The organism is Paraburkholderia fungorum (assembly GCF_902833645.1).
Lineage (GTDB): Bacteria > Pseudomonadota > Gammaproteobacteria > Burkholderiales > Burkholderiaceae > Paraburkholderia > Paraburkholderia fungorum.
In genome coordinates this window covers 150,550-172,045 of the sequence record NZ_CADFGE010000001.1, presented here as the reverse complement: position 1 = coordinate 172,045, position 21,496 = coordinate 150,550, and the positions used below count along the sequence as shown (strand labels likewise).

16 protein-coding genes are annotated in these 21,496 nt (G+C 63.3%); 9 read left to right on the top strand and 7 right to left on the bottom strand.

Features of this window, described 5'->3' with window-relative positions; translation table 11 throughout:
- The first annotated feature begins 18 nt into the window (after window positions 1-18).
- From accD to HWX91_RS00700, 6 genes are all read left to right on the top strand, one after another.
- Complete coding sequence (gene accD / locus HWX91_RS00725) at window positions 19-891, top strand: acetyl-CoA carboxylase, carboxyltransferase subunit beta (protein WP_028196124.1); 873 nt, start codon at window positions 19-21, stop codon at window positions 889-891.
- Between the two features lie 148 nt (window positions 892-1,039).
- A complete protein-coding gene (gene folC / locus HWX91_RS00720) occupies window positions 1,040-2,350 on the top strand; it encodes a bifunctional tetrahydrofolate synthase/dihydrofolate synthase (protein WP_028196125.1) in 1,311 nt (436 codons plus the stop codon).
- Between the two features lie 29 nt (window positions 2,351-2,379).
- Entirely contained in the window at window positions 2,380-3,285 is a 906-nt protein-coding gene (locus HWX91_RS00715; protein WP_028196126.1) for an SPOR domain-containing protein, read from the top strand.
- Window positions 3,286-3,292: 7 nt separating this feature from the next.
- On the top strand, window positions 3,293-3,787 hold the full coding sequence (locus tag HWX91_RS00710) for a CvpA family protein (RefSeq protein WP_028196127.1): 495 nt from the start codon (window positions 3,293-3,295) through the stop codon (window positions 3,785-3,787).
- 136 nt (window positions 3,788-3,923) lie between these two features.
- Window positions 3,924-5,471: an amidophosphoribosyltransferase gene (purF, locus tag HWX91_RS00705; RefSeq protein ID WP_028196128.1), complete on the top strand. Its 1,548-nt coding sequence runs from the start codon at window positions 3,924-3,926 to the stop codon at window positions 5,469-5,471.
- Between the two features lie 293 nt (window positions 5,472-5,764).
- Window positions 5,765-6,955, top strand: coding sequence for an O-succinylhomoserine sulfhydrylase (locus HWX91_RS00700; RefSeq protein WP_028196129.1), 1,191 nt, complete (start codon window positions 5,765-5,767; stop codon window positions 6,953-6,955).
- Between the two features lie 94 nt (window positions 6,956-7,049).
- Here the strand turns inward: HWX91_RS00700 and HWX91_RS00695 are convergent, their stop codons facing one another.
- Both HWX91_RS00695 and HWX91_RS00690 read right to left on the bottom strand, forming a co-directional pair.
- Window positions 7,050-7,829, bottom strand: a complete 780-nt coding sequence (locus tag HWX91_RS00695) for an AraC family transcriptional regulator (protein WP_028196130.1) — start codon at window positions 7,827-7,829, stop codon at window positions 7,050-7,052.
- 34 nt (window positions 7,830-7,863) lie between these two features.
- Window positions 7,864-8,205 carry an FKBP-type peptidyl-prolyl cis-trans isomerase gene (locus tag HWX91_RS00690; protein WP_006047612.1) on the bottom strand — a complete coding sequence of 114 codons (342 nt, stop codon included), beginning with the start codon at window positions 8,203-8,205 and terminating at the stop codon, window positions 7,864-7,866.
- Between the two features lie 188 nt (window positions 8,206-8,393).
- On the opposite strand from HWX91_RS00690, the gene HWX91_RS00685 reads away from it, so the two are divergent.
- Window positions 8,394-9,200, top strand: a complete 807-nt coding sequence (locus HWX91_RS00685) for a sensor histidine kinase (protein WP_028196131.1) — start codon at window positions 8,394-8,396, stop codon at window positions 9,198-9,200.
- Window positions 9,201-9,293: 93 nt separating this feature from the next.
- Entirely contained in the window at window positions 9,294-10,637 is a 1,344-nt protein-coding gene (locus HWX91_RS00680; RefSeq protein WP_028196132.1) for a hemolysin family protein, read from the top strand.
- 171 nt (window positions 10,638-10,808) lie between these two features.
- On the opposite strand, the gene HWX91_RS00675 is transcribed toward HWX91_RS00680, so the two are convergent.
- Window positions 10,809-11,438, bottom strand: a complete 630-nt coding sequence (locus tag HWX91_RS00675; protein ID WP_052660712.1) for a TetR/AcrR family transcriptional regulator — start codon at window positions 11,436-11,438, stop codon at window positions 10,809-10,811.
- Between the two features lie 61 nt (window positions 11,439-11,499).
- Between HWX91_RS00675 and HWX91_RS00670 the strand changes: the two genes are divergently transcribed.
- Window positions 11,500-12,048, top strand: coding sequence for a nuclear transport factor 2 family protein (locus HWX91_RS00670; RefSeq protein ID WP_162181289.1), 549 nt, complete (start codon window positions 11,500-11,502; stop codon window positions 12,046-12,048).
- Window positions 12,049-12,161: 113 nt separating this feature from the next.
- Here HWX91_RS00670 and treY read toward each other — a convergent pair whose 3' ends face one another.
- The 4 genes from treY to glgX are packed head-to-tail and all read right to left on the bottom strand — an operon-like array spanning window position 12,162 to window position 21,414.
- Window positions 12,162-15,038, bottom strand: a complete 2,877-nt coding sequence (treY, locus tag HWX91_RS00665) for a malto-oligosyltrehalose synthase (RefSeq protein WP_028196134.1) — start codon at window positions 15,036-15,038, stop codon at window positions 12,162-12,164.
- Window positions 15,035-17,248 carry a 4-alpha-glucanotransferase gene (malQ, locus tag HWX91_RS00660; protein ID WP_028196135.1) on the bottom strand — a complete coding sequence of 738 codons (2,214 nt, stop codon included), beginning with the start codon at window positions 17,246-17,248 and terminating at the stop codon, window positions 15,035-15,037. The genes treY and malQ overlap by 4 nt, the downstream gene beginning before the upstream one ends.
- Window positions 17,245-19,164, bottom strand: coding sequence for a malto-oligosyltrehalose trehalohydrolase (gene treZ, locus HWX91_RS00655; protein WP_028196136.1), 1,920 nt, complete (start codon window positions 19,162-19,164; stop codon window positions 17,245-17,247). Before treZ ends, malQ begins: the two co-directional genes overlap by 4 nt.
- A 30-nt stretch (window positions 19,165-19,194) precedes the next feature.
- A complete protein-coding gene (gene glgX / locus HWX91_RS00650) occupies window positions 19,195-21,414 on the bottom strand; it encodes a glycogen debranching protein GlgX (RefSeq protein ID WP_028196137.1) in 2,220 nt (739 codons plus the stop codon).
- Window positions 21,415-21,496: the final 82 nt, after the last annotated feature.

Sequence of the window (21,496 nt, the reverse complement as noted above, 5' to 3'; positions counted from 1 at the left end):
ACCCCAGAAGGATTCAATATGAGCTGGATCGATAAGCTGCTCCCGCCGAAAATCAAACAAACCGACCCGAAGAACCGCAAGGGAATTCCGGAAGGCCTGTGGATCAAGTGCCCGTCGTGCGAAGCCGTGCTGTACCGCAACGACGTCGAGGCCAATCTGCACGTTTGCCCGAAGTGCGACCACCACATGCGCATCGGCGCGCGTGAGCGGCTCGACAGCCTGCTCGATCCGGAAGGCCGCTACGAGATCGGCCAGGAAATCGTGCCGGTTGACGCGCTCAAGTTCAAAGACAGCCGCAAGTACCCGGACCGCCTGAAAGAGGCGATGGACGACACCGACGAAACCGACGCCATGGTCGTGATGGGCGGCGCCATCCACACGCTGCCAGTGGTGGTCGCATGCTTCGAGTTCTCGTTCATGGGCGGCTCGATGGGCTCGGTAGTTGGGGAGCGCTTCGTGCGCGGCGCCCAGAACGCGCTTGAACAGAAGGTGCCGTTTATCTGTTTCACCGCTTCGGGCGGCGCGCGGATGCAGGAAAGCCTGCTTTCGCTGATGCAAATGGCGAAGACCACGGCAATGCTGACCAAGCTCGCCGAAGCCAAGCTGCCGTTCATTTCCGTGCTGACCGATCCGACCATGGGCGGCGTGTCGGCGAGTTTCGCGTTCCTGGGCGACGTGGTGATTGCCGAGCCGAAGGCGCTGATCGGCTTCGCCGGCCCGCGCGTGATCGAGCAAACCGTGCGCGAAAAGCTGCCGGAAGGCTTCCAGCGTGCCGAGTTCCTGCTGACGAAGGGCGCGGTCGACATGATCGTCGACCGTCGCAAGCTGCGTGAAGAAATCGCGCAATTGATGGCGCTGTTGAGCCATCAGCCGGCTGACGCGGTCGCGTAAGCTTCGCATCAACAGCCGCGCCGTGCGCTTTCAGGCGCGGCTGCCATCGGAAAAGCAGTAAAAAAATAGCGCGCCGCGAGAGTCATCAAGCGGCGCGTTGTCATTTCCGGGATAATCACGGTCTCGCAACGCAGCACAGATTCACTCGATGACCACATTCCCCACCCTCGACGCGTGGCTCACGCACCTTGAATCCGCGCATCCTGTCGGCATCGACATGGGATTGGGCCGTATCACGCAGGTACGCGACGCGATGAAGTTGTCGTTTGAGTGCCCGATCATCACGGTCGGCGGCACCAACGGCAAGGGCTCGACCTGCGCGATTCTCGAATCGATTTTGCTGCGCGCGGGCTTCACGGTTGGCTGCCACACGTCGCCGCATTTGCTGTCGTTCAACGAGCGGGCGCGCGTGAATGGTGAAATGGCGAGCGACGCAGACCTGCTGCCGCATTTCGAAGCCGTCGAAGCCGCACGCCTGAGCCTCGCCGAACCGGTCACGCTGACCTACTTCGAATTCACGACGCTGGCGATCATGAGCCTGTTCGCCTCGCGCGGCCTGGATGCGGTCATTTTCGAAGTCGGCCTGGGCGGTCGCCTCGACGCGGTCAATATCCTCGACGCGGATTGCGCGATCGTGACCAGCATCGATATCGACCACACCGAATATCTCGGCGACACGCGCGAGAAGATCGCCTTCGAAAAAGCCGGTATTTTCCGTCCGGGCAAGCCGGCGATCTGCGCCGATCCGGTGCCGCCGCAAACCCTCATCGATCATGCCGAGAAGATTGGCGCCGAACTGTGGCTATTTGGCCGCGATTTCCGCTACGAAGGGCAGGCGGGCAGCGAACGCCAGCAATGGAGTTATGTAGGGCCGACCATGCGCCGTTCAGCGCTCGCCTACCCGGCGTTGCGCGGCGCGAATCAGTTGATCAACACGTCGGCTGCGCTGGCCGCTCTTGAAGCGCTGCGCGACCGTTTGCCCGTGTCGGCGCAGGACATCCGGCTCGGCCTCGCCAACGTCGAATTGCCGGGACGCTTCCAGGTCCTGCCCGGCAAGCCCGCCGTGGTGCTCGACGTGGGCCACAATCCTCACGCTGCGGCGGTTTTGGCGCAGAACCTCGGCAATATGGGCTTTTTTCCGTACACCTACGCCGTGTTCGGCGCGATGCGCGATAAGGACATTGCCGGCGTACTGACCCATCTGAAAGGCGAAATCGACCACTGGTGCGTGACCGATTTGCCGACCCCGCGTGCGGCTTCGGCGGAAGAACTCGAAGCGGCTTTGCGCGAGCAGGGCGTGAGCGACGCCAACGACAGCAGCGTGACGCGCTACGCAACACCGGCGGAGGCATTCCAAGACGCGCTAAAACGAGCGTCAGAGAATGATAGAATCGTGGTTTTCGGCAGTTTCTATACGGTAGCAGGCGTTATGGCCTACCGTAAATCGCAGCAACACTGAACGGGCGCCAGGCTCGAACCAAGCGATTCATGGGAATTTTCTCGTTCGGCAAGAAAGACGACGCGCCCACCCGGCGCGGCGCAAATACCAGTTCCACTCGGGCCGCTCGTGGCGAGCGCGTGGAGCGGCGAACCCGCCGCACGGAGCGCGCCGTGGATGCCGATGCGATGCTGCTCGACCCCACGTTGCCGGAAAAGCAGCGTGCTCGGCGCAGGCTCGTCGGCGCGATCGCGCTGGTCGTCGCGGCGGTGGTAATTCTGCCGATGGTGCTGGATTCGCACCCTAAGCCCGTCACGGACGACATCTCCATCGACATTCCAAGTCGTCCTGCGCCGAAGGTCGCCAAGACCGACGAAGATACGCAGGCCGGCGTAGCCCCGGATAACCCGGCGCCTGATACGGCACTTGCCGCTTCCAGCCTGGCGCCGACAACGGCAGCCACGCAAGGCCAGTCCGGCGCGGCGAAGCAGCAGAGCGCCGCTACCAGCGCCGCGCCTGCCGCCAAGCCGGCTGCGAAAGCGCAGGCACCGGCCGTTGCCGCCAACACGGCGCCCGCCAAGCCGGCCAAATCGACCAACACACCCGCGCCCGCCGCGCAAAGCGTGGCGAACGCGCCAGCAACGAGCGCGGACAGCACGAATACCGCCGCCGCGAGCGCCGATGCGAATTCCGGCACGCCGGCTTCGCCGCCGGGCAGCCGTTTTGCCGTCCAGCTCGGCGCGTTTGCGAACGACGCTAACGCGCGTAATTGGGCCGCCAAGTTGAAAGCGGCTGGTGTGCCCGCATATACCGAACATCGGAAACAGGCCGACGGCTCGACGCTCACGTTATTGCGCGCTGGTCCGTTCGCCGATCGTGCAGCGGCTTCCGCCGCAATTGCGAAGGTTCGTGAGGCCGGCCTGACGTCGGGCGCGAACAGCGGCGCTGCACAGTAAGCGAGCGATGTTCACTGCCTTCGACTACGCTGTAATGGCGGTGATCGGTTTGTCAGCCTTGCGCGGCACCTGGCGCGGGTTTTTGTCCGAGATATTCGGGCTGATCGGCTGGATCGCGGCGTTTTTCATTGCGTGCCGCTTCGTCGGGTATGTCGTGCCTTTTATCCCTGCCACGTGGCCGGGGGGCGCGCTGACCCAGTGGCTTCTGGCGTTCGCGTTGGTGGTGATCGGCGTGGTGCTGGTGGCAAGCGTGCTGAACGCATTGCTAAGCCGCATTGTGCAGGCAACCGGCTTGAGCGGCGTGGACCGCTCGCTCGGTTTGATGTTCGGCCTCGTGCGCGGGGTCATTCTGGTGCTGATTCTGGTCGCCCTTGCAGGCTTGACCGAACTGCCCCAACAGGAATTCTGGCGCAACGCCTTGCTTCGGCCCTATGCGGTCGAGGGCGTGCACATAATGAAACCGCTGCTTCCCGAGACGCTCGCTGCCTACGTCCACGTGTGACGATCAGGCGGGTGGCCACGGGAAGCTTGCAGGACTCCGGCGCAATCCGGTTGCCTGTACGCACCGTCGCGTACTCACGCGGAGCATTGCAGGCACCGGCCGCCGTTACGAATTTCGTACCTTTGAAGGACATGCCATGTGCGGCATCGTAGGCGTAGTTTCCCACTCTCCGGTCAATCAGCTGATCTATGACAGCCTGCTGCTTCTGCAGCACCGCGGTCAGGACGCCGCCGGCATCGCAACCGCGAACGGCAGCAATTTCCACATGCACAAGGCCAATGGCATGGTGCGCGACGTGTTCCGCACGCGCAACATGCGCAGCCTGCCCGGCACCACCGGGATCGGCCAGGTCCGTTACCCGACCGCCGGTTCTGCATCGAGCGAAGAAGAAGCCCAGCCGTTCTACGTGAACGCGCCGTTCGGCATCATCCTCGCGCACAACGGCAATCTGACCAACTGGCAGCAGCTGAAAGATGAGATGTTCCGCATCGATCGCCGCCATATCAACACCAACTCCGATACGGAAGTGATGCTCAACGTGCTCGCGCACGAACTGCAGCTTTCCAGTTCGAGCCTGCAACTCGATCCGGCCGCGCTGTTCAAGGCCGTGTCGGGCGTGCATCGACGGGTGCGGGGTTCGTACGCGATCGTGTCGCTGATTGCCGGCTACGGCCTGCTCGGTTTCCGCGACCCGTTCGGGATTCGCCCGCTGTGCCTCGGCAAGCAGGAAACGCCGGAAGGCGTCGAGTGGATCCTGGCGTCGGAATCGGTTGCGATCGAAGGTATCGGTTTCGAATTCGTGCGTGATATTGCGCCGGGCGAGGCCATTTTCATCGACCTCGAAGGCAACCTGCACTCGCAGCAATGCGCGACTAACCCGAGCCTGAACCCGTGTATTTTCGAACTCGTGTATCTCGCGCGTCCGGACTCGGTGCTCGACGGCGTGCCGGTCTACAACGTGCGTTTGCGCATGGGCGACTACCTCGCCGAGAAGATCAAGCGTGAATTGCCCGACGTCGAGATCGACGTCGTGATGCCAATTCCCGATTCGTCCCGTCCGGCCGCGATGCAGGTCGCCAAGAAGCTGGGCGTCGAGTACCGCGAAGGCTTCTTCAAGAACCGCTACGTGGGCCGCACCTTTATCATGCCGGGCCAGGCGATGCGCAAGAAGTCGGTGCGCCAGAAGCTCAACGCCATGGGCATCGAGTTCAAGGGCAAGAACGTGCTGATCGTCGACGATTCGATCGTGCGCGGCACCACCTCGCACGAAATCGTGCAGATGGCACGCGACGCAGGCGCGAACAAGGTGATCTTCGCTTCGGCGGCGCCGCCGGTGAAGTACCCGAACGTCTACGGTATCGACATGCCCACGCGCGGCGAACTCGTCGCCCATGGCCGCACGGACGACGAAGTCGCGCGCATGATCGGCGCGGACCATCTCGTTTATCAGGACGTCGACGCCCTGAAGCAGGCAGTGCGCGATATCAACCCGGCGCTGAAGGAATTCGAGGCCTCGTGCTTCGACGGCAATTACGTGACCGGCGATGTCACGACCGAGTATCTCGACCGCATCGAAACCGCGCGTCTCGCGCCGTCCTCGCAATCGGACCGCGACGCCGCCAGCGAAGCGGCCGAGGGCGGCCCGTCGCGTTCGCAACTGCATCTGCAGTTGTCGGTAGGTTGAGTGATAACGCTTACGGCGTGGCGCGCTGCACGCCACGCCGCGAGCGTGTTAGCATGACGGCTTGCGTCGATTTGATCTCAGCTTGCGGACGCGGGGCAACCCAAAACAGCTAAAGCGAATGGTGGAAAAGCCGCAGTCATCCGCCTCCGCTCCAGCTTTCCCCGCACATGAAGCCCGCTTATGCCGACGCAAAAGCGGGCTTTTTTGTTGCTGTCGTTTGGCGTTGTTGAACTCGTCTAACGCGAGCCGCCGACGCTGAACCCAGCTATGGAACATTGGAAACCAGAACTAACATGGACGACTCCCTGAACTTCGATACGCTGGCGATCCGCTCGGGCACAGCGCGCAGCGACTTCAACGAACATTCGGAAGCGATTTTCCTGACGTCGAGCTTCGTCTTCGCGAGTGCCGCGGACGCTGCCGAAAAATTCAAGAATTCCGAAGACAACTACACCTACTCGCGCTTCACGAACCCGACGGTCTCGATGTTCCAGGACCGCCTGGCCGCGCTCGAAGGTGGTGAAGCGTGTATGGCCACGGCTTCGGGGATGGCGGCGATCATGTCGGTGGTAATGTCCACGCTGCAGGCCGGCGACCATCTGGTCAGCTCGCAGGCGCTGTTCGGCTCGACGCTCGGCATGTTCTCGCAAATCTTCAGCAAGTTCGGCATTACCACGACCTTTGTCGATCCGACCGATCTGGATGCATGGAAAAACGCCGTGCGCCCGGAAACGAAGATGTTCTTCCTCGAAACGCCGTCGAACCCGCTGACCGAAGTCGCGGACATCGAGGCGATCAGCAAGATCGCGAAGGCGGCCAATGCGGTTTTCGTGGTCGACAACTGTTTCTGCAGCCCGGCCTTGCAGCAGCCGCTGAAATTAGGCGCCGACGTCGTGATGCATTCGGCCACCAAGTTCCTCGACGGCCAGGGGCGTGTGCTCGGCGGCGCGCTGGTGGGCTCGAAGAAGTTCATCATGGAAAAGGTGTTTCCGTTCGTGCGGAGTGCCGGGCCGACTCTGTCCGCATTCAATGCATGGGTGCTGCTCAAGGGCATGGAAACGCTGTCGCTGCGGGTCGACAAGCAGTCGGCGAATGCGCTCGAAATCGCGCGCTGGCTGGAAACGCATCCTGCCGTGAACCGGGTGTTCTATCCGGGGCTTGAATCGCATCCGCAGCACGCGCTGGCCATGCGTCAGCAAAAGTCGGGCGGCGCAATTCTGTCGTTCGAACTGAAGGGCGATACGCCTGAGCAGATGCGCGCGAATGCCTGGCGCGTGATCGACAGCACGAAGATCTGCTCGATCACCGGCAATCTCGGCGATACGCGTACCACCATCACGCATCCGGCAACCACCACGCACGGTCGCGTAACGCCGGAAGCGCGTGCCGCGGCGGGGATCAGCGAAGGTCTGATCCGTCTTGCCGTAGGTCTGGAAAACGCCGGCGATATCCGCGGCGATCTGGAACGCGGTCTGGCGGGTTAAGCGTTCAGCGCGCGGGGCAGCGGTAGCAAGCAACGGTAGCAAGAAGTGCGAGCCGCCTTTTTCAGGTGGCTCGCGGATCGCCCGAACGCAATCGTCAATGACGCGGCGCGCGCCATTGACCGGGCGCCAGCCCGAAGCGCCGCGTGAAGGCGTGGGTGTAGGCGCTCTGATCGCCAAAGCCGATTTCCAGCGCGATATCGCTCAGCGACAAGCGTGGATCGGACAGCAAACTCAGCGACGTATCGAGCCGCAGACGCTGCAAATAGCGATGCGGCGTTTCGCCGAAGGCTTCGATAAAAAGCTGATGGAAGCGCCGCATGCCGAAGCCGCAATGCGCGGCAAGGTCGGCGATACGCAGCGGTTCCGAAAGATGGGTGCGCAGCCAGCGGTCGATGCGCGCGAAGTCGAGGCCGGCGCCGTATGCCTGCGCTGCGGCCATGGTGCCGGTATCGGCCACCAGCGCAGCGCCCAATCGTGCGGCTGCATCCCATTGAAAACGCCGGGCGTCCAGATTGCTGGTCTGAGCGCCGCCTGTGGCGTGCCCCGCAATCCGATGCACGAGCTGCGTGAGCGAGGCATCCACGGTGACCGCCCGCGCGCGGTCGAACAGACGCTCCGGCACGGCCAGCGAGGCGGCCGGCAGATCCAGCACCAACTGCCGGTTCTCGCCGATACCCGCGTAGTTGTGCCGCGCGCCTGCCGGAATGAGCCAGGCGGAACCGGCGTCGATCTGTTGCGCGACGCCGTCTACCGCCATCACCATCGCGCCGTCGAGTCCGAGCACGACCTGGTGAAAATCGTGCACGTCCGACGCTTCGACCGTGCCGTAACGGCGCAGCGAAACGCTAGGTGCGGTGATGGCGGCGTGACCCATTGGCTTAATGGCGCAATTACAAAACAGTGAAAACTTAGACGTCGAGCAGTTCGACTTCGAACACGAGCGTGGCATTCGGCGGAATCACGCCGCCCGCGCCACGTACGCCGTAGCCGAGTTGCGGCGGAATCGTCAGCTTGCGCGTGCCGCCGACCTTCATGCCTTGCACGCCTTCATCCCAGCCCTTGATGACCATGCCGCCGCCCAGCACGAACGCGAACGGGTCGTTGCGGTCCTTGCTCGAGTCGAACTTCTGACCGTCGGTCAGCCAGCCCGTGTAGTGCACGCTGACGGTCTTGCCGGCAACCGCTTCGGCGCCGGTGCCTTCAACGATGTCTTCATATTTCAGGCCGGATTCGGTAGTCACAGTCGACATATGTCGCTCCTTAGGTCAAAAACGTAAAACCGACATTGTAGGCGTGTTGAGGTCGTATCGCCGAGGATTGGAAGGTGGCATGCGGTTTGCGTCCACGTTAGCCGTCCGGCCAGGCTGGTTGCCCAGGACGGCATGCCTATAATGGGGTTTCGTTCAATATTCCATGTATTGCCTGAGAGGGCTCGATCGTGACAACGTCTTCCACCGGGACCACCGGCGCCAAGCCGGTTTCTTCCGGCCTCGTCGTCTCCGAACGCACCGCGCGTCTGCGCGCGGAGACTGCGCTGTTCATGCGCGATCACGTGCTGTCGCTTGTGTCACACGACCTGCGCGGTCCGCTGAACGCCATCCATAGCTGGGCGTACGTGCTCGAGCGCAAGCTCGATGCAAACGATCCCAATTCGCAGCGCGCCGTCACCGGAATTCGTAATGGCGTGGACCAGCAGGTGAAGTTGCTGGAGACGATTGTCGATGCCACGCGCGCTGAGACCCGATCGCTCGCACTTGAGTTGGCGCCGTTTCCGCTGCATCCGCTACTCGATGAAACCGTGGAGGAAGTTCGCTCGGGGTTGGCTCGTGCGCGTGGCGTCGAGCTCACGGTCGAGTCGCAACTTGCTACCGAGCAGCTCAACGGCGACCGCGAGCGTCTCGCCGCCGCGCTGTGGGTGATGCTCACGTTTGCCGTCGAAGCGAGCTCAAGGGGTGCCGCAGTCACCCTGGCCGCGCGCGCGGACGCCTCCCGGTGGTACGCCACGGTCACTTTCAATCAGAGCGCCGCCGCTCTGGACGATGCTTCGGTGCCCCATGTGCTGGAAGCTTTTGCCCTCAAACAGGCGGGTGAACCGCGCGAGGCCAAGCGGATCGCGTGGGTGTTCGCGCTGTGCAAGCGCGTTGCGGAAGCACACGGCGGCAGTTTCGAGCAAAGCGACGCATCTGAGGGCGAAACTGTTACGCTCGCGCTGCACGTGCCACTGAGTGCATCGACTCCCACGTGAGCGGCGGTTGTCGGCGCACTTCCTGGGCACGATTAACTTTCATCTTGCTTTCGCGTCTTATACTGACAACTTTTGTTGCCGGAGCCCCTCGCTTTGATCCAGGTTGTCGCCCTTATTGGTGCATTGTTTCTCGTCGCCCTCAACGGTTTCTTTGTCGCCGCCGAATTTGGTCTGGTGAAGCTGCGCCAGACGCGCGTGCAGAGCCTCGCGGCCAAACACGGAATGCGTGGGCGTTTGCTGGCGAAGGTGCATGGACGGCTCGACGCCTATCTGTCGGCCTGTCAGCTTGGCATTACGCTGGCATCCCTCGGGCTCGGCTGGATCGGCGAGCCGGCGTTCGCGGAACTGCTCACGCCGGTCTTTAGCCTGCTTGGAGTGGAATCGGAAAAGCTGATCCACGGCATCTCGCTGTTCTTCGCGTTCTCGTGCATATCGTTCCTGCATATCGTGGTGGGCGAACTGGCGCCGAAATCGCTGGCCATTCGTGAAGCGGAAAAGGTTTCGCTGTGGGCCGCCACGCCGCTCTACGGTTTCTACTGGGCGATGTATCCGGCGATCTGGGTGCTCAACTCCAGTGCCAACGCGGTGCTGAAACTTGCGGGCCTCAACGGCGAGCACGGCCACGATTCGCATTACTCGACCGACGAACTCAAACTGATCCTGCGTGGCCGCCGCGCCAACGTCGCGACTGAACTCGGTTCACCGGATGGCGCCTACAGCCAGGACGAGTGGAACACGATCGCGCATTCGCTGGATTTTTCGCGCATGACGGTGTCGGATCTGATGCGTCCGTCTTATGAAATGGTCGGCCTGCGGCGCGATTTGCCGCTGCGCGAAAACATGCAGGTGGTGGCGCGGCATCGTTTCAGCCGCTATCCGTTGTTCGAAGACGCTTCCGGCGAGCGCGTGGCCGGCATGATCCATTTGAAGGACTTGCTGCTGGCGCGGCACGCGGGCAGCACGCTCGACGACCTGTCCAGATACGCGCGCCCCGTGCAGTACGTCAAACCGGATATGCCGGCGCTCGAACTGTTTCGCCGCTTCCGCAAAGGTGCGCCGCATTTCGCGCTGGTGGGCCATAAGAACGCGAAGCCGATCGGCTTTCTCACGCTGGACAATCTGCTCGGCGCGCTGGTCGGGCAGATCCACGACGAATTCCGCCAGGGCGACGCCGACTGGACGCGCATGGACGACGGCACCTTGATGGGCAAGGGCAGCTTGCCGGTGGTCTCACTGGAACGTGCGCTTGGGATCGACATCGACGAAGGCCGGGCCGAATCGGTTGGCGGCCTTGTGATTCAGGCGCTCAACGATCTGCCTACCGAAGGGCAGCGCATCGAATTCGATCGCTTCGACGTAGTGATCAAGAAGATGAAGGGACCGCGCATCGTGCTGGTGCGCGTTTATCCGAAAACGTTCGACGATGAGGGCGGCTAAGCCGCCTCAAGCCGCCCTACACCGCCTTGAACCACTTTAACCGGCTTCGTCACCGTACTCGTCGTAAGTCGACCGCGGCATGGCTCAAGTAAAGTCGCCGTCCGTACCACGGAGCGACACGGGATATTTGCTGCTGCTATACGTCGGCTTGCCGGCCGGCACGACAACAGCTTACTTGCGGTTTGCCGTATTCCGGTTCCTGTCAGCCGTCAGCGCGCCGGCCATGCTTTCAACGAGCTTCAATGCGTCCGCTTTCATGGCGACGGGATCGTCCGCGCCATCGAGCAATTGTGCCGCTTCGCACACCATGCTGCCGATCATGCGCGCGGCGAGATACGCCTTGGCTTTTTCCTTGCCGGAGGCCTGGTTCGTCAGCGCACCGATCAGCAGACCATACACGTGCGCTTCTTCGATCTCGCGGCATCGTGCCGGACCGAGCACGGCGGGCGCGGTTTCAATGACGAGTTGCCGGTAGGCGGGCTCGGTGCAGATCTCCAGGAATTCGCGAATGCCCGCGCTTATCCGCTTTGCCTCAGGAACTGCCTCGGCGGCGGCTTTGACTCTGGATGCAGCGTCCGCCTGAAGAGCCTGCACCAGCGCGTCGAACAACTCGGCCTTGTCTGCAAAGTGATGATAGAAGGCGCCACGAGTCACGCGTGCGCTGCGCGCGATGGCTTCGATCCCGACTTGCTGGTACCCCTGCGACGTGAATAGCTCGGCCGCGGCGGCGATGAGCGCCTGCCGGGTCGCGTCCGCATATTCCTCGCGACGGGATTTTGGGGTGGGGGCTGCGCTTGGCATGAGCTTCGTTTATATCCCTTGATTTTTCACATTCTGATTGTAGTATACATACACGATGTATGTGAAAATCGAGTTGTATGTAAAATCAACCTTCTGGCCGCGGCCTGAACCCCCGGGCAACAACACCGTAGGTAAGCAACCCATTCAGGAGCAAACCCACATGACGTCAGCAGAAAAATACCTTCCCCCGAGCGCGGAGCAGTTGGCCAACGCCAGGACCGCTGTGCAACGTTTCGCTTCGGAGTGGCAGCACCCCGTCGCGGATAACCTGGAAGCCCTCATGCACGAAGACACACAAAACCTGATCCCACCCATGACGGAGCCGGCCGACCGGAAAGGCGTCATCGAACATTTCCGTCAGGTCCTGGCGCAACTGCCGGACTTGAAAGTCGACGTCCTTCAATGGGCGCCCACCGGCGACGCCGTCATGATCGAATGGCGGGCATCGGCCACCGTGGCCGGGCAGGCACTCAACTGGCAGGGTGTCGACCGCTTCAACTTGCGCGGCGACCGGATGTACAAAGGGCAGGTGTACTGGGACACGAGGCGTGTGGCGGAACAGATGGCCGAAGCCGTCAAACGTGCACAGCAAGGCGGCTCGTCGGCGTGACGCATAGCGCTGAGCGCGCCGGTCAGGGAGCCGTTGCGTGAGCCGACAAAAAAGGCGGTTAAAGCACGTGTGCTTTCACCGCCCCTGCAAGCCAGGCCTTCAGCAAACGCGCATCAACTGCGTGGCACACCGTCTTCCACCAACACCGCGATAGGCATTGCGCCTAACGCATCGCGCAGATACAGCAAGCCGTTTTCGTCGACCTTGGGTGCCGCCGGACTCAACCAGTCGAATAGCGCTCGTGCGGCCAGATCCGCCGGCATCTCGATGGCTGTATCGCCCCATTTAGCCGGATCGACCATCGGCAGATCATCGGGTTCGCTGGTGTCGCCGAGCAAGCCGGCAGCAAGCCGGCTCGCCACCACCACGGCCCACGCATTCCCATGCCGCCGTGCGAACGCGATCACATTCGCCGCATGCGGACCGCGTACCTCCAGCGGCAGATACGTGCTTTGACTCAGCAACTCCGGCAAATGGGCGCGCAAGGCCAGCACCCGTTGCACCACGGCGAGCTTGACCCGTCCATCGCGCCAGTCCGCGAGGAAATCCGAAGGGGGTGTCTGCGCCAGCAACGCTTCACGTTTGGCAAAATCGACGGGCCGGCGATTGTCTGGATCGACCAGACTGAAGTCCCATAACTCCGTGCCCTGATAAAGATCGGGAATCCCAGGCGACGCCAGCCGCAACACCGTTTGTTGCAGACTATTGAGCGCACCCGCGCGGCTGATCCGCGTGACGAACGTGGACAATTCGCGCAGGAATCCATCGCGCCGCTGCGGCGCCAGGATGTCGAACAGGAAAGCGCGGCAGCCGGCTTCGTAGGCTTCGTCGGGGGCGAGCCAGTTGGTCTGCAGCTTCGCTTCCCGCAGCGCCTTCAACTGCCATTGTGCGACCCGTTCGGCGAGTTCCTTGATGCCGGCTTCATCGTCCGCTTGCAAGCCGGGCGGCCAGCAACCCACCAGGGTTTGATACAGCATCGCTTCAGCGGCCGGGCCGGGTGCCCAGTCGTAGCTGATGTCGTGGCTGACGCTGCTGATCGGTGTACCGTCCAGAGCACGGCGATGTGGTGCGTTTAACGTCGACCACGCGCGCAACTTCGCGCTCCATTCGTCGGCGATTTCGCTCAACACCGCAAGGCGCGCGCGCACGTCTTCGCCACGCTTGTGGTCGTGCGTTGCCGTGGCGAGCATCGCGTGAGGAAAGCGCTGCGAGCGCTCGAGATTCGCCGCATGAAACTGCTCGACCGACAACGCGAACTCGCCCGGGTCCGAGCCCACTTCATTGCGCGACAGCAAACGGCCATAGCGATAGCACGCGGTATCTTCAATCGCCTTTGCGGCGACTGGTGCGGTCAGTTGCGCGAACAGCGTTTGCGCGGTGCGCCGTGCCGAACCTGCATGACTCGGCGGCGCGCCACCTGGACCCTGCTGCTGCGCTTGCGCATTGCTGCGGGCATTCGGATTCGATACTTCTTCGGCGCTCTCGCCAAGCCACGCGTTCACACGGTCGAGCACTTCATGATCCGCGCGCGAAAGCGTCTGTTTCGCGCCTGCCAGTGCCTGATCGAAATACACGTTGTCGGCGGCGCTGCGCACGCCGTTCTGCGAATAGATCCGATATACCGGAAAATGCACGACCAGTTCGGTCAGCACGCGCCGCAACGCGGTGAAGGTGAAATCACGTGTCGCGAGCGAGTCGCGGGCAATCCGATGCAACGCGCGCGTCGCGCGGTCCAGTTCGGCGGAGAGGTTCTCCGCGAGAATCTTGCGCCGGGCGGGCAACGCTTCGTCGGCGAAGCGCGGGCTGCGGGCAGTGAGTTCGGTCCACGTCTGCGCGAGCGGTTCGGCACCGGCCGGATCGTGCAAGAGGGCGCCCACGTCGTTCATGAAGTCGTAGCCGGTCGTGCCGTCCACGGGCCAGTCGTCGCGCAGCGGTTCGCCGCGGCCGAGAATTTTTTCGACGACCACATATGGCGTGGTGTCGCGCAATTCGGTGAGGCGTTGCCGCAGACGCTGACAGTACTCACGCGGTTCAGCCAGACCGTCCACGTGATCGATCCGCAAACCGTCCACGACGCCTTCCTGATACAGACGGAAAACCAGCGCATGCACTGCCTCGAATACCTCGGGCCGCTCCACGCGCACGCCGGCCAAAGTCGAGATGTCGAAGAAACGCCGCCAGTTCACTTCGTCTGAAGCAGTGCGCCACCAGGCAAGACGGAAATGCTGCCGTTCGATCAATCGATGCAAGCGGTCACGCGTCACCGGATCCGCGGGTGAATACGCTTGCAGGACCAGCTCGATTGCCGAGGCACCGTTTTGCGCGACGAACTCGCGCAACATGTCGCGTCCTTCGGCGGCGCGCGGCTGATCGGTCGGCTGCGTCGTCAGACCCTGGAAACGTTCGGCCAGCGCGTTGAGATCGGCGCGGTCGGCGCTTTGCAGAATCGCTGCGTAGTCGGTCGGACACACGGGAAATACGTGCGGGCCGTAGCCGATATAGAAGCGTCCACTATCGGCCGCGAAATGCAGCGCAATCCGGCCCTCGGCGAGTTCATCGCCGTACGGTGCACCGAGTGTCGGCAACAGCACCTTGCCACGCAGGGCTGGATCGGGCGAATGCCAGTCGACGTCGAAATGGCGCGCGTAGGCGCTATGCCTGCCCCATTCGAGGATATCGAGCCACCACGCATTGCTCGAACCGCCGACGCCCATATGGTTCGGCACCACGTCGACGATCAGCCCCATGTTGTGTGCGCGCAGTTTTTCGACGAGGCGTTTCAAGCCCGCTTCGCCGCCGTATTCCGGGTTGACCTGGGTGTAGTCGACGGTATCGTAGCCGTGCATCGAGCCCGGCTCGGCGGTGGTGATCGGCGACGCGTACAGGTGGCTGATGCCGAGCGCGGCGAAGTAGTCGACGTGCTTCGCGGCATCGTCGAAGGTAAAGCCTCGATGGAACTGGAGGCGAAGCGTGGAGCGCGGGACGGTCATGGCGTATCAGGCTCCGAAGAAACGTTGGTGGAGGCGGGAACGGTTGCGCCGCGGCGCGCGCGGTCGACGGCCAGCAGGCGATCGTTGAAGGCGTCGTCCTCGAACAATGCGTCGATCGGCAGACTCACGCGGCGGCGCCAGTTCGGATGCTCGTCGATCGAGCCGGGCAGATTGGGCTGCTCGACGAGGCCCAGCAGATCTTCGAGCGGGAATGTGACGAGCGGCCCAGGCGTGGCGGCGACGAAGGCAAGCGCTTCATCCACGGGCGCCTCGTCGGGCGGCGGCGCCGCCACGCCCGGCGCGGCGACGCCGGCCTGCTGGAACGCTTGCCAGAGCAGCGCGCGATCGGCGGCGCGTTCTTCCAGCGCCACTTGCTCCGCATCGCGGCCATCGGCGCGCGCCATGGTCTGGCCGATCCGGTTGCGCCACGTGATGTCGCTGCCGCGCCACCAGCCCGCCACGGTCGGCAGGTCGTGGGTCGTGGTGGTGCCGACGGCATTGCGATCCCACGCGTACGGCGGTTTGAAGCCCTTGCCGCTTTCCGCGCCTTCGAACCACAGCACGCGAATGCCGGCGAGACCATGCTCTTCGAGCCGTTCGCGAAAGCCGGGCGGCACGGTGCCCAGATCTTCGCCGATCACGATTGCGCGATGCCGCCACGATTCGAGCGCGATCAACCGCAGCAGGTCTTCGAGCGGATAGCGCAGATAGGCGCCGTTGCGCGCGCTCTCGCCTTCGGGCACGAGCCACAGGCGCCGCAAACCGAGAATGTGATCGATGCGGATGCCGCCCGCATGCGCGAACGCCGCGCGCAGCATGTCGATGAAGGCGGAGAAGCCCTGCGTGCGCATCGCGCGCGGCGAGAAGGTGGTGAGCCCCCAGGCCTGTCCGGCCTGGTTGAACAGATCGGGCGGTGCGCCTACCGAAACACCTTGCAGCATGTCGTCGCGATACGACCATGCATGGCTGCCGGCACTATCGCAGCCGACGGCGAGATCGGCGATCAGGCCGATGGCCATCCCGGCATCGGTCGCGGCCTGCTGCGCGTGCGACAGACCCTTGGCGGCGAGCCACTGCAGAAACAGATGAAAATCGACTTCATGCCGATGCGCTTCGGCGAAGGCTTCGACTTCCGCGCTGCGCGGATCGCGCAACGGCTCGGGCCAGTCGCGCCAGTGGCCCTTACCGTCCTCCTGCGCCAGCTGCACGGCCTGCAACGCCTCGAAGCGCGCATGATCTTCGAGCGCGCGACCGGCACGTTCACAGAAACCGTGAAATTCGAGCGCGCGCGGTGTGCCGGCTGCGCGTTCCTGAGTGCAGAAGTTCTCGTACAGCGCGCGCAAAACCTTCAGTTTCAGCACCACTGCGCTCGGCCAATCGATCAGCGGCAAGTCTTCGAGCGCCGACCATGCGCTGGTGGCCTGCGCGGCCTCCAGCGCGGCGCGCGCAGCATCCTCGCCGAACACGGCGGCAGGGTCGATATGCGTGACGTTCAGCCACAAACGCGACGACGGCGAATACGGGCTGAAGCGACCCGGTTCGGCGCTGAACATCGCGTGCGTGGGGCTGACGGCGAGCGCATGCGCGCCGCGCTTCGCGCTCTCGGTCGCCATTTGTGCGAGGGCCGTATAGTCGCCGAGGCCGCCGTCGCCCGTGCGGCGCAAACCGTACAACTGCGCGGCAATGCCCCACAGCGGCGGCGTTTGTGCCGGTTGCGCTGTTTGCGCGGCGCCGCCATGCAGCGTGCGCCATGCATCCGCGACGGTATAGCAGCGCGACGGCGCCACGGCCAATGTCATGCGTTGATCGTTGATCACCAGCGTGTGGTAGCCGGGCTCTTCGATCGGCGTGAGCAATGCTTCCGCGCCCTTCGGCACCGTGAAGCGGCCGTCGATGATCGAACCGCTTTCGAGTTCGATCCGGTAGTGACTGGCGGATTTGATCGCCGCAGCCGGCAGCGCGATGCCGCGGTCGACCTCCGCGGTCATCAACGGCGGCAATTTGCGCCCGGACAGTTCGGCGTCGAGCGTGGCCGCGCTGTGCCGGATCTGCGTGGCGTTGGCGCAGGGCAAGCCCATCCGTTCGAGCAGCACGGCGAGCGTGCTCTCCGGTACATGCTGCGTCGTATGGTGCGCATCCTGCCACTCGACCTCGAAGCCGGCGCGCGTGGCAAGGGTAGTGATCGTATCGGTCGGGCGTCGGGTGCTCACGCGTGGCGCTCCTGTTGGCTCGCGATGCGCGCATCGTGACCGATGGCGTAATCGCTGACGTCGCCGCTTACCCACGCGACAAACGCGTATGACGGCAACACGTTGGCGTCGACCTGCTCGCGCACGCGCGGTGGCGTTTCGAAAATTACCTTGCCGGCTGGCGGATCGGGAAACGCGACGTCTTCTTTCGAGAGATTCAACGCGATCGACAAGGTCTCGCCATCGCCGAGTTTCCAGCGGGCAATCAGCGCATCGGCATCGTCGCCGTTTGCGGCGGTGAGCACGGTTGCGCCGAGCGCTTTCGAATGCTTCAGGCGCGGCGTGATCAGTTTTGCCCGCACGGCAAGCGCGGATTTGTAGAAGTGCATCCAGTCGAGCCGGTCTTTCGCGTTGTCGTCCGCGGACGCGCTTTGAACAGGCTCAGGCGGCGACGAGGCCTCGAAGGTTTTCGGGTCGTTCGGATCGGGAATCTGCGCGCGACGCTGTTCGTCGCTGAACGCGGAAAAGCGGGCGAATTCGCGGCGCCGTCCTTCACGTACGGCGTCGGCGAGTTCGCCCGTGTAGTCGGTGAAAAACAGAAACGGCTGGGTCGAGCCGTATTCCTCGTCCATGAACAGCAGAGGAATTTGCGGCGACAACAGCAGCAAACCGGTGGCCGCCCGCAAGGCATCGTCCGACGTCAGTGTGCGCAGGCGTTCGCCGAATGCGCGATTGCCGATCTGGTCGTGATTCTGCAGGAACATCACGAATGAAGTGGTCGGTAGATGCCCGCTCGACTCACCACGTGGCGCGCCTTCGTGGATGGGTGACGGTTCGCCCTGATACGCGAAGCCTTCCGACAATACGCGTGCAAGGCGGCGGATGGGCTGATCTTCATAGGCGTGGTAGTAGCCTTCGGTTTCGCCCGTCAGCAGCACATGCAGCGTGTTGTGTGCGTCGTCGTTCCATTGCGCGTCGAAATGCGTTTCCAGCAGGCTTGCACTGTTGCGCTCGTTTTCCAGCACCAGATGTACATGCCGCCCGTGCTGCACTTTCGCGCGGATATGGTCGGATAAATCGCGCAGCCATGCAGGATTGTCGATGGCATGCACCGCATCGAAGCGCAGGCCGTCGAAGCGGTACTCGTTGATCCAGTAGACGGCGTTGTCGGTGAAGAAGTCGCTCACTTCGCAGCGGTCGAAATCGATCGCGGGGCCCCACGGCGTGTGCGTGCCCTCGCGGAAGAACGAGCGGGCGTATTCGTGCAGATAATTGCCGTCCGGGCCGAAGTGGTTGTACACCACGTCGAGAAATACCATCAGGCCGAGGCCGTGCGCGGCGTCGATCAGCGCTTTCAATTCTTCGGGGCGGCCGTACGCTGAATCGGGCGCATAGGGCAACACGCCGTCGTAGCCCCAGTTGTGCTGGCCGGGAAAATCGTTCAACGGCATCAATTCGATTGCCGTGACGCCGAGCGCGACCAGCGCGGGCAGACGTTTCATCACGCCGGCATAACCGCCCATCGCGCCGACGTGCAATTCGTACAGCACCGTTTCTTCCCACGGACGGCCATGCCAGTTCGTATGCTCCCAACGGTACGCGCGCGGATCGATCACTTCGCTCGGTCCGTGCACGTCTTGCGGCTGGAAGCGCGACGCGGGATCGGGCACCGCCTGTCCGCCATCGAGGCGGAAGCGATACAACGTGCCCGCGCCGCTCTCGACGGTCGTTTCGAACCAGCCGTTGCCCGTGGCGGTCATGTCGTGCGTGCCTTGGGCCGGTCCGTTTTCGATTTCCACCTGCACCGTCTTGCACGAAGGCGCCCAGAAGCGAAACCGGGTGCGCGGCTTCGCGCCCGTTGCGCCCAGCAACTGCGCGCTGAACGGCAGGCAATGCGCGTGATGGTGCGCGTGCGGATCAATCGGACTTTCGGACATGATTCATCACCATTCGGTTTTGCTTCCCGCCTACGTGGACGGCGACGTATCGCTACCGGGCATATGCGCACCCGGATCGGGCGGCAGGGCGGTCAATAAGCGCGGCCCGTGCTGCGCGCCGGCCTTCCAGCCCGTCTGCCAATCCGCTTCGCCGACCGGTTGCGCCGCCAGCATCACGAGGCTATGCGCGGCCACTTCGATGTCGGGCGTGGTCAGCGGGTGCGGCGCGCTTTCGGGCTCGGCCGTGTCTAGCAGCACGTGCCATTCCAGGTGCGGCGCGGGCGGCACGAAACGCAAGGTGTCCGCCGAAGCGTTGAGCATCATCAACAATACTTCCGTTTCGCCATTCGAGCCCGGACCCGCGCGACGCAGCGTGAACGCGCGGCCTTCGGGGTCTTGCCAGGCTTCGATAGTGAGCGGGTCGCCGTGTTCATCGAACCAGCCGACGTCGTACAGACCGGGCAGTACTTCGCGGTCGCCGAACAGAAAGCGCGTTTCGCGCAGTAGTGGGTGCTGTTTGCGCAATGCAATCAGACGCGCGACGAACTCGGTCATCTGCCGCCCGTCGGGCGACTCCATGCGATCCCAGTCGAGCCATGATAGTTCGTTATCCTGGCAATACGCATTGTTGTTGCCGTGCTGCGTGCGCAGCGATTCGTCGCCGGCCAGGACCATCGGTGTGCCGAGCGCCATCAGCAGAGTGGCGATCAGCGAGCGGGCCACGCGCTTGCGCGTTTCGAGTATCGCCGGATCGTCGCTCGGACCTTCCACGCCCCAATTGCGGCTGCAGTTTTCATTGTGGCCGTCGTTGTTGTCTTCGCGATTCGCTTCGTTGTGCTTGTGCTCGTAGGCCGTGACATCGGCGAGCGTAAAACCGTCGTGCGACGTGACGAAGTTGATCGAAGCCCATGGTTTCCTGAAGCGCCGGTTGAACAGATCGGCGGAACCGGTCAGCCGCGCGGCGAGATCGGGGCGCAGGCCCGCGTCGCCGCGCCAGAAGCGGCGTACCGTGTCGCGGAAACGGTCGTTCCATTCGGCGAACCCCGGCGGATGATTGCCGAGTTGATAACCGCCCGGGCCAATGTCCCACGGCTCGGAAATCAGCTTGCGTTCCGACAGGATCGGGTCCTGGCGCAACGCGTCGAAGAAACCGGAACCGGGATCGAAGCCGTGTTGCTCGCGGCCGAGTGTCACGCCGAGATCGAAACGGAAGCCGTCGATATTGAACTTCGTCGACCAGTAGCGCAGCGAATCCATCACCATCTGCAGGACACGCGGGTGCACTACGTTGACGGTATTGCCGCAGCCGGTGTCGTTGATATGGTGGCGTTCGTCGCCGGGAACCAGGCGGTAGTAGCTCGCATTGTCGAGGCCGCGCCACGAGATGGTCGGCCCCGCCTCGTTGCCCTCGCAGGTGTGGTTGTAGACCACGTCGAGGATCACTTCAATGCCGGCAGCGTGCAACTGGCGCACGGCGATGCGCATTTCGTCGAGCCGGTGCGTACTCAGATAAGACGGCTCCGGCGCAAAAAAAGCCGCGGTGTTGTAGCCCCAGTAATTGCGCAGGCCGCGCGCCACCAGAAAGCGGTCGTTCAGAAACGCGTGCACCGGCAGCAATTCGACTGCGGTGACACCCAGCTTCAGCAAATGCTCGATGAATTCCGGCGCAGCCAGCGCGGCGAACGTGCCGCGTTCGTGCTGGCGCAAATCGGGACGCAACATCGACACGCCGCGCACATGCGCTTCGTAGATGACGGTTTCGCCCCACGGTACATTCGGGCGCTTGTCGTGCGACCAGTCGAAAGCCTCGTCGATCACGACGCACTTCGGCATGGCCGGCGCCGAATCGCGCCGATCGATCGAGAGGTCGGCACGATTCGAGTGCACGCGATAGCCAAACAGCGCGTCGGACCAGCGAAACTGCCCGACCAGTTTGCGTGCATACGGATCGAGCAACAGCTTGTGCGGATTGAAGCGATGCCCATGCTGCGGCTGATACGGCCCGTGCGCGCGGAAACCGTACGCGGTGCCGGGGTGCGCGTTGGGCAGATAGCCGTGCCAGACTTCGTCGGTGCATTCGGGCAGCGTGAAGCGCCTGATCTCTTTGCGACCGGTGGGATCGAACAGGCAAAGCTCGATTTTTTGCGCATTCGCCGAGAACACCGCGAAGTTGACGCCGAGGCCATCCCAACTGGCGCCGAGCGGATAGGGCGAACCGGGCAGAAGCCGGTCGGGCATTGCGTGCGACATGATTCCCGTTCCTTGTTCTGTTTTATGAACGCTCTCGTGGGATTTCATGCAACGAGCGCGCAACCTGTCGGCCGCGCGCTCG

What these genes read in the sequence shown, in the direction of transcription:
- folC (WP_028196125.1), top strand. Translation starts at nt 1,040, where the DNA reads ATGACCACATTCCCCACCCTCGACGCGTGGCTCACGCACCTTGAATCC.
- treZ (WP_028196136.1), bottom strand. Translation starts at nt 19,164, where the DNA reads ATGTCCGAAAGTCCGATTGATCCGCACGCGCACCATCACGCGCATTGC.
- HWX91_RS00675 (WP_052660712.1), bottom strand. Translation starts at nt 11,438, where the DNA reads ATGCCAAGCGCAGCCCCCACCCCAAAATCCCGTCGCGAGGAATATGCG.
- purF (WP_028196128.1), top strand. Translation starts at nt 3,924, where the DNA reads ATGTGCGGCATCGTAGGCGTAGTTTCCCACTCTCCGGTCAATCAGCTG.
- glgX (WP_028196137.1), bottom strand. Translation starts at nt 21,414, where the DNA reads ATGTCGCACGCAATGCCCGACCGGCTTCTGCCCGGTTCGCCCTATCCG.
- HWX91_RS00690 (WP_006047612.1), bottom strand. Translation starts at nt 8,205, where the DNA reads ATGTCGACTGTGACTACCGAATCCGGCCTGAAATATGAAGACATCGTT.
- HWX91_RS00715 (WP_028196126.1), top strand. Translation starts at nt 2,380, where the DNA reads ATGGGAATTTTCTCGTTCGGCAAGAAAGACGACGCGCCCACCCGGCGC.
- HWX91_RS00700 (WP_028196129.1), top strand. Translation starts at nt 5,765, where the DNA reads ATGGACGACTCCCTGAACTTCGATACGCTGGCGATCCGCTCGGGCACA.
- accD (WP_028196124.1), top strand. Translation starts at nt 19, where the DNA reads ATGAGCTGGATCGATAAGCTGCTCCCGCCGAAAATCAAACAAACCGAC.
- HWX91_RS00710 (WP_028196127.1), top strand. Translation starts at nt 3,293, where the DNA reads ATGTTCACTGCCTTCGACTACGCTGTAATGGCGGTGATCGGTTTGTCA.
- treY (WP_028196134.1), bottom strand. Translation starts at nt 15,038, where the DNA reads ATGACCGTCCCGCGCTCCACGCTTCGCCTCCAGTTCCATCGAGGCTTT.
- HWX91_RS00695 (WP_028196130.1), bottom strand. Translation starts at nt 7,829, where the DNA reads ATGGGTCACGCCGCCATCACCGCACCTAGCGTTTCGCTGCGCCGTTAC.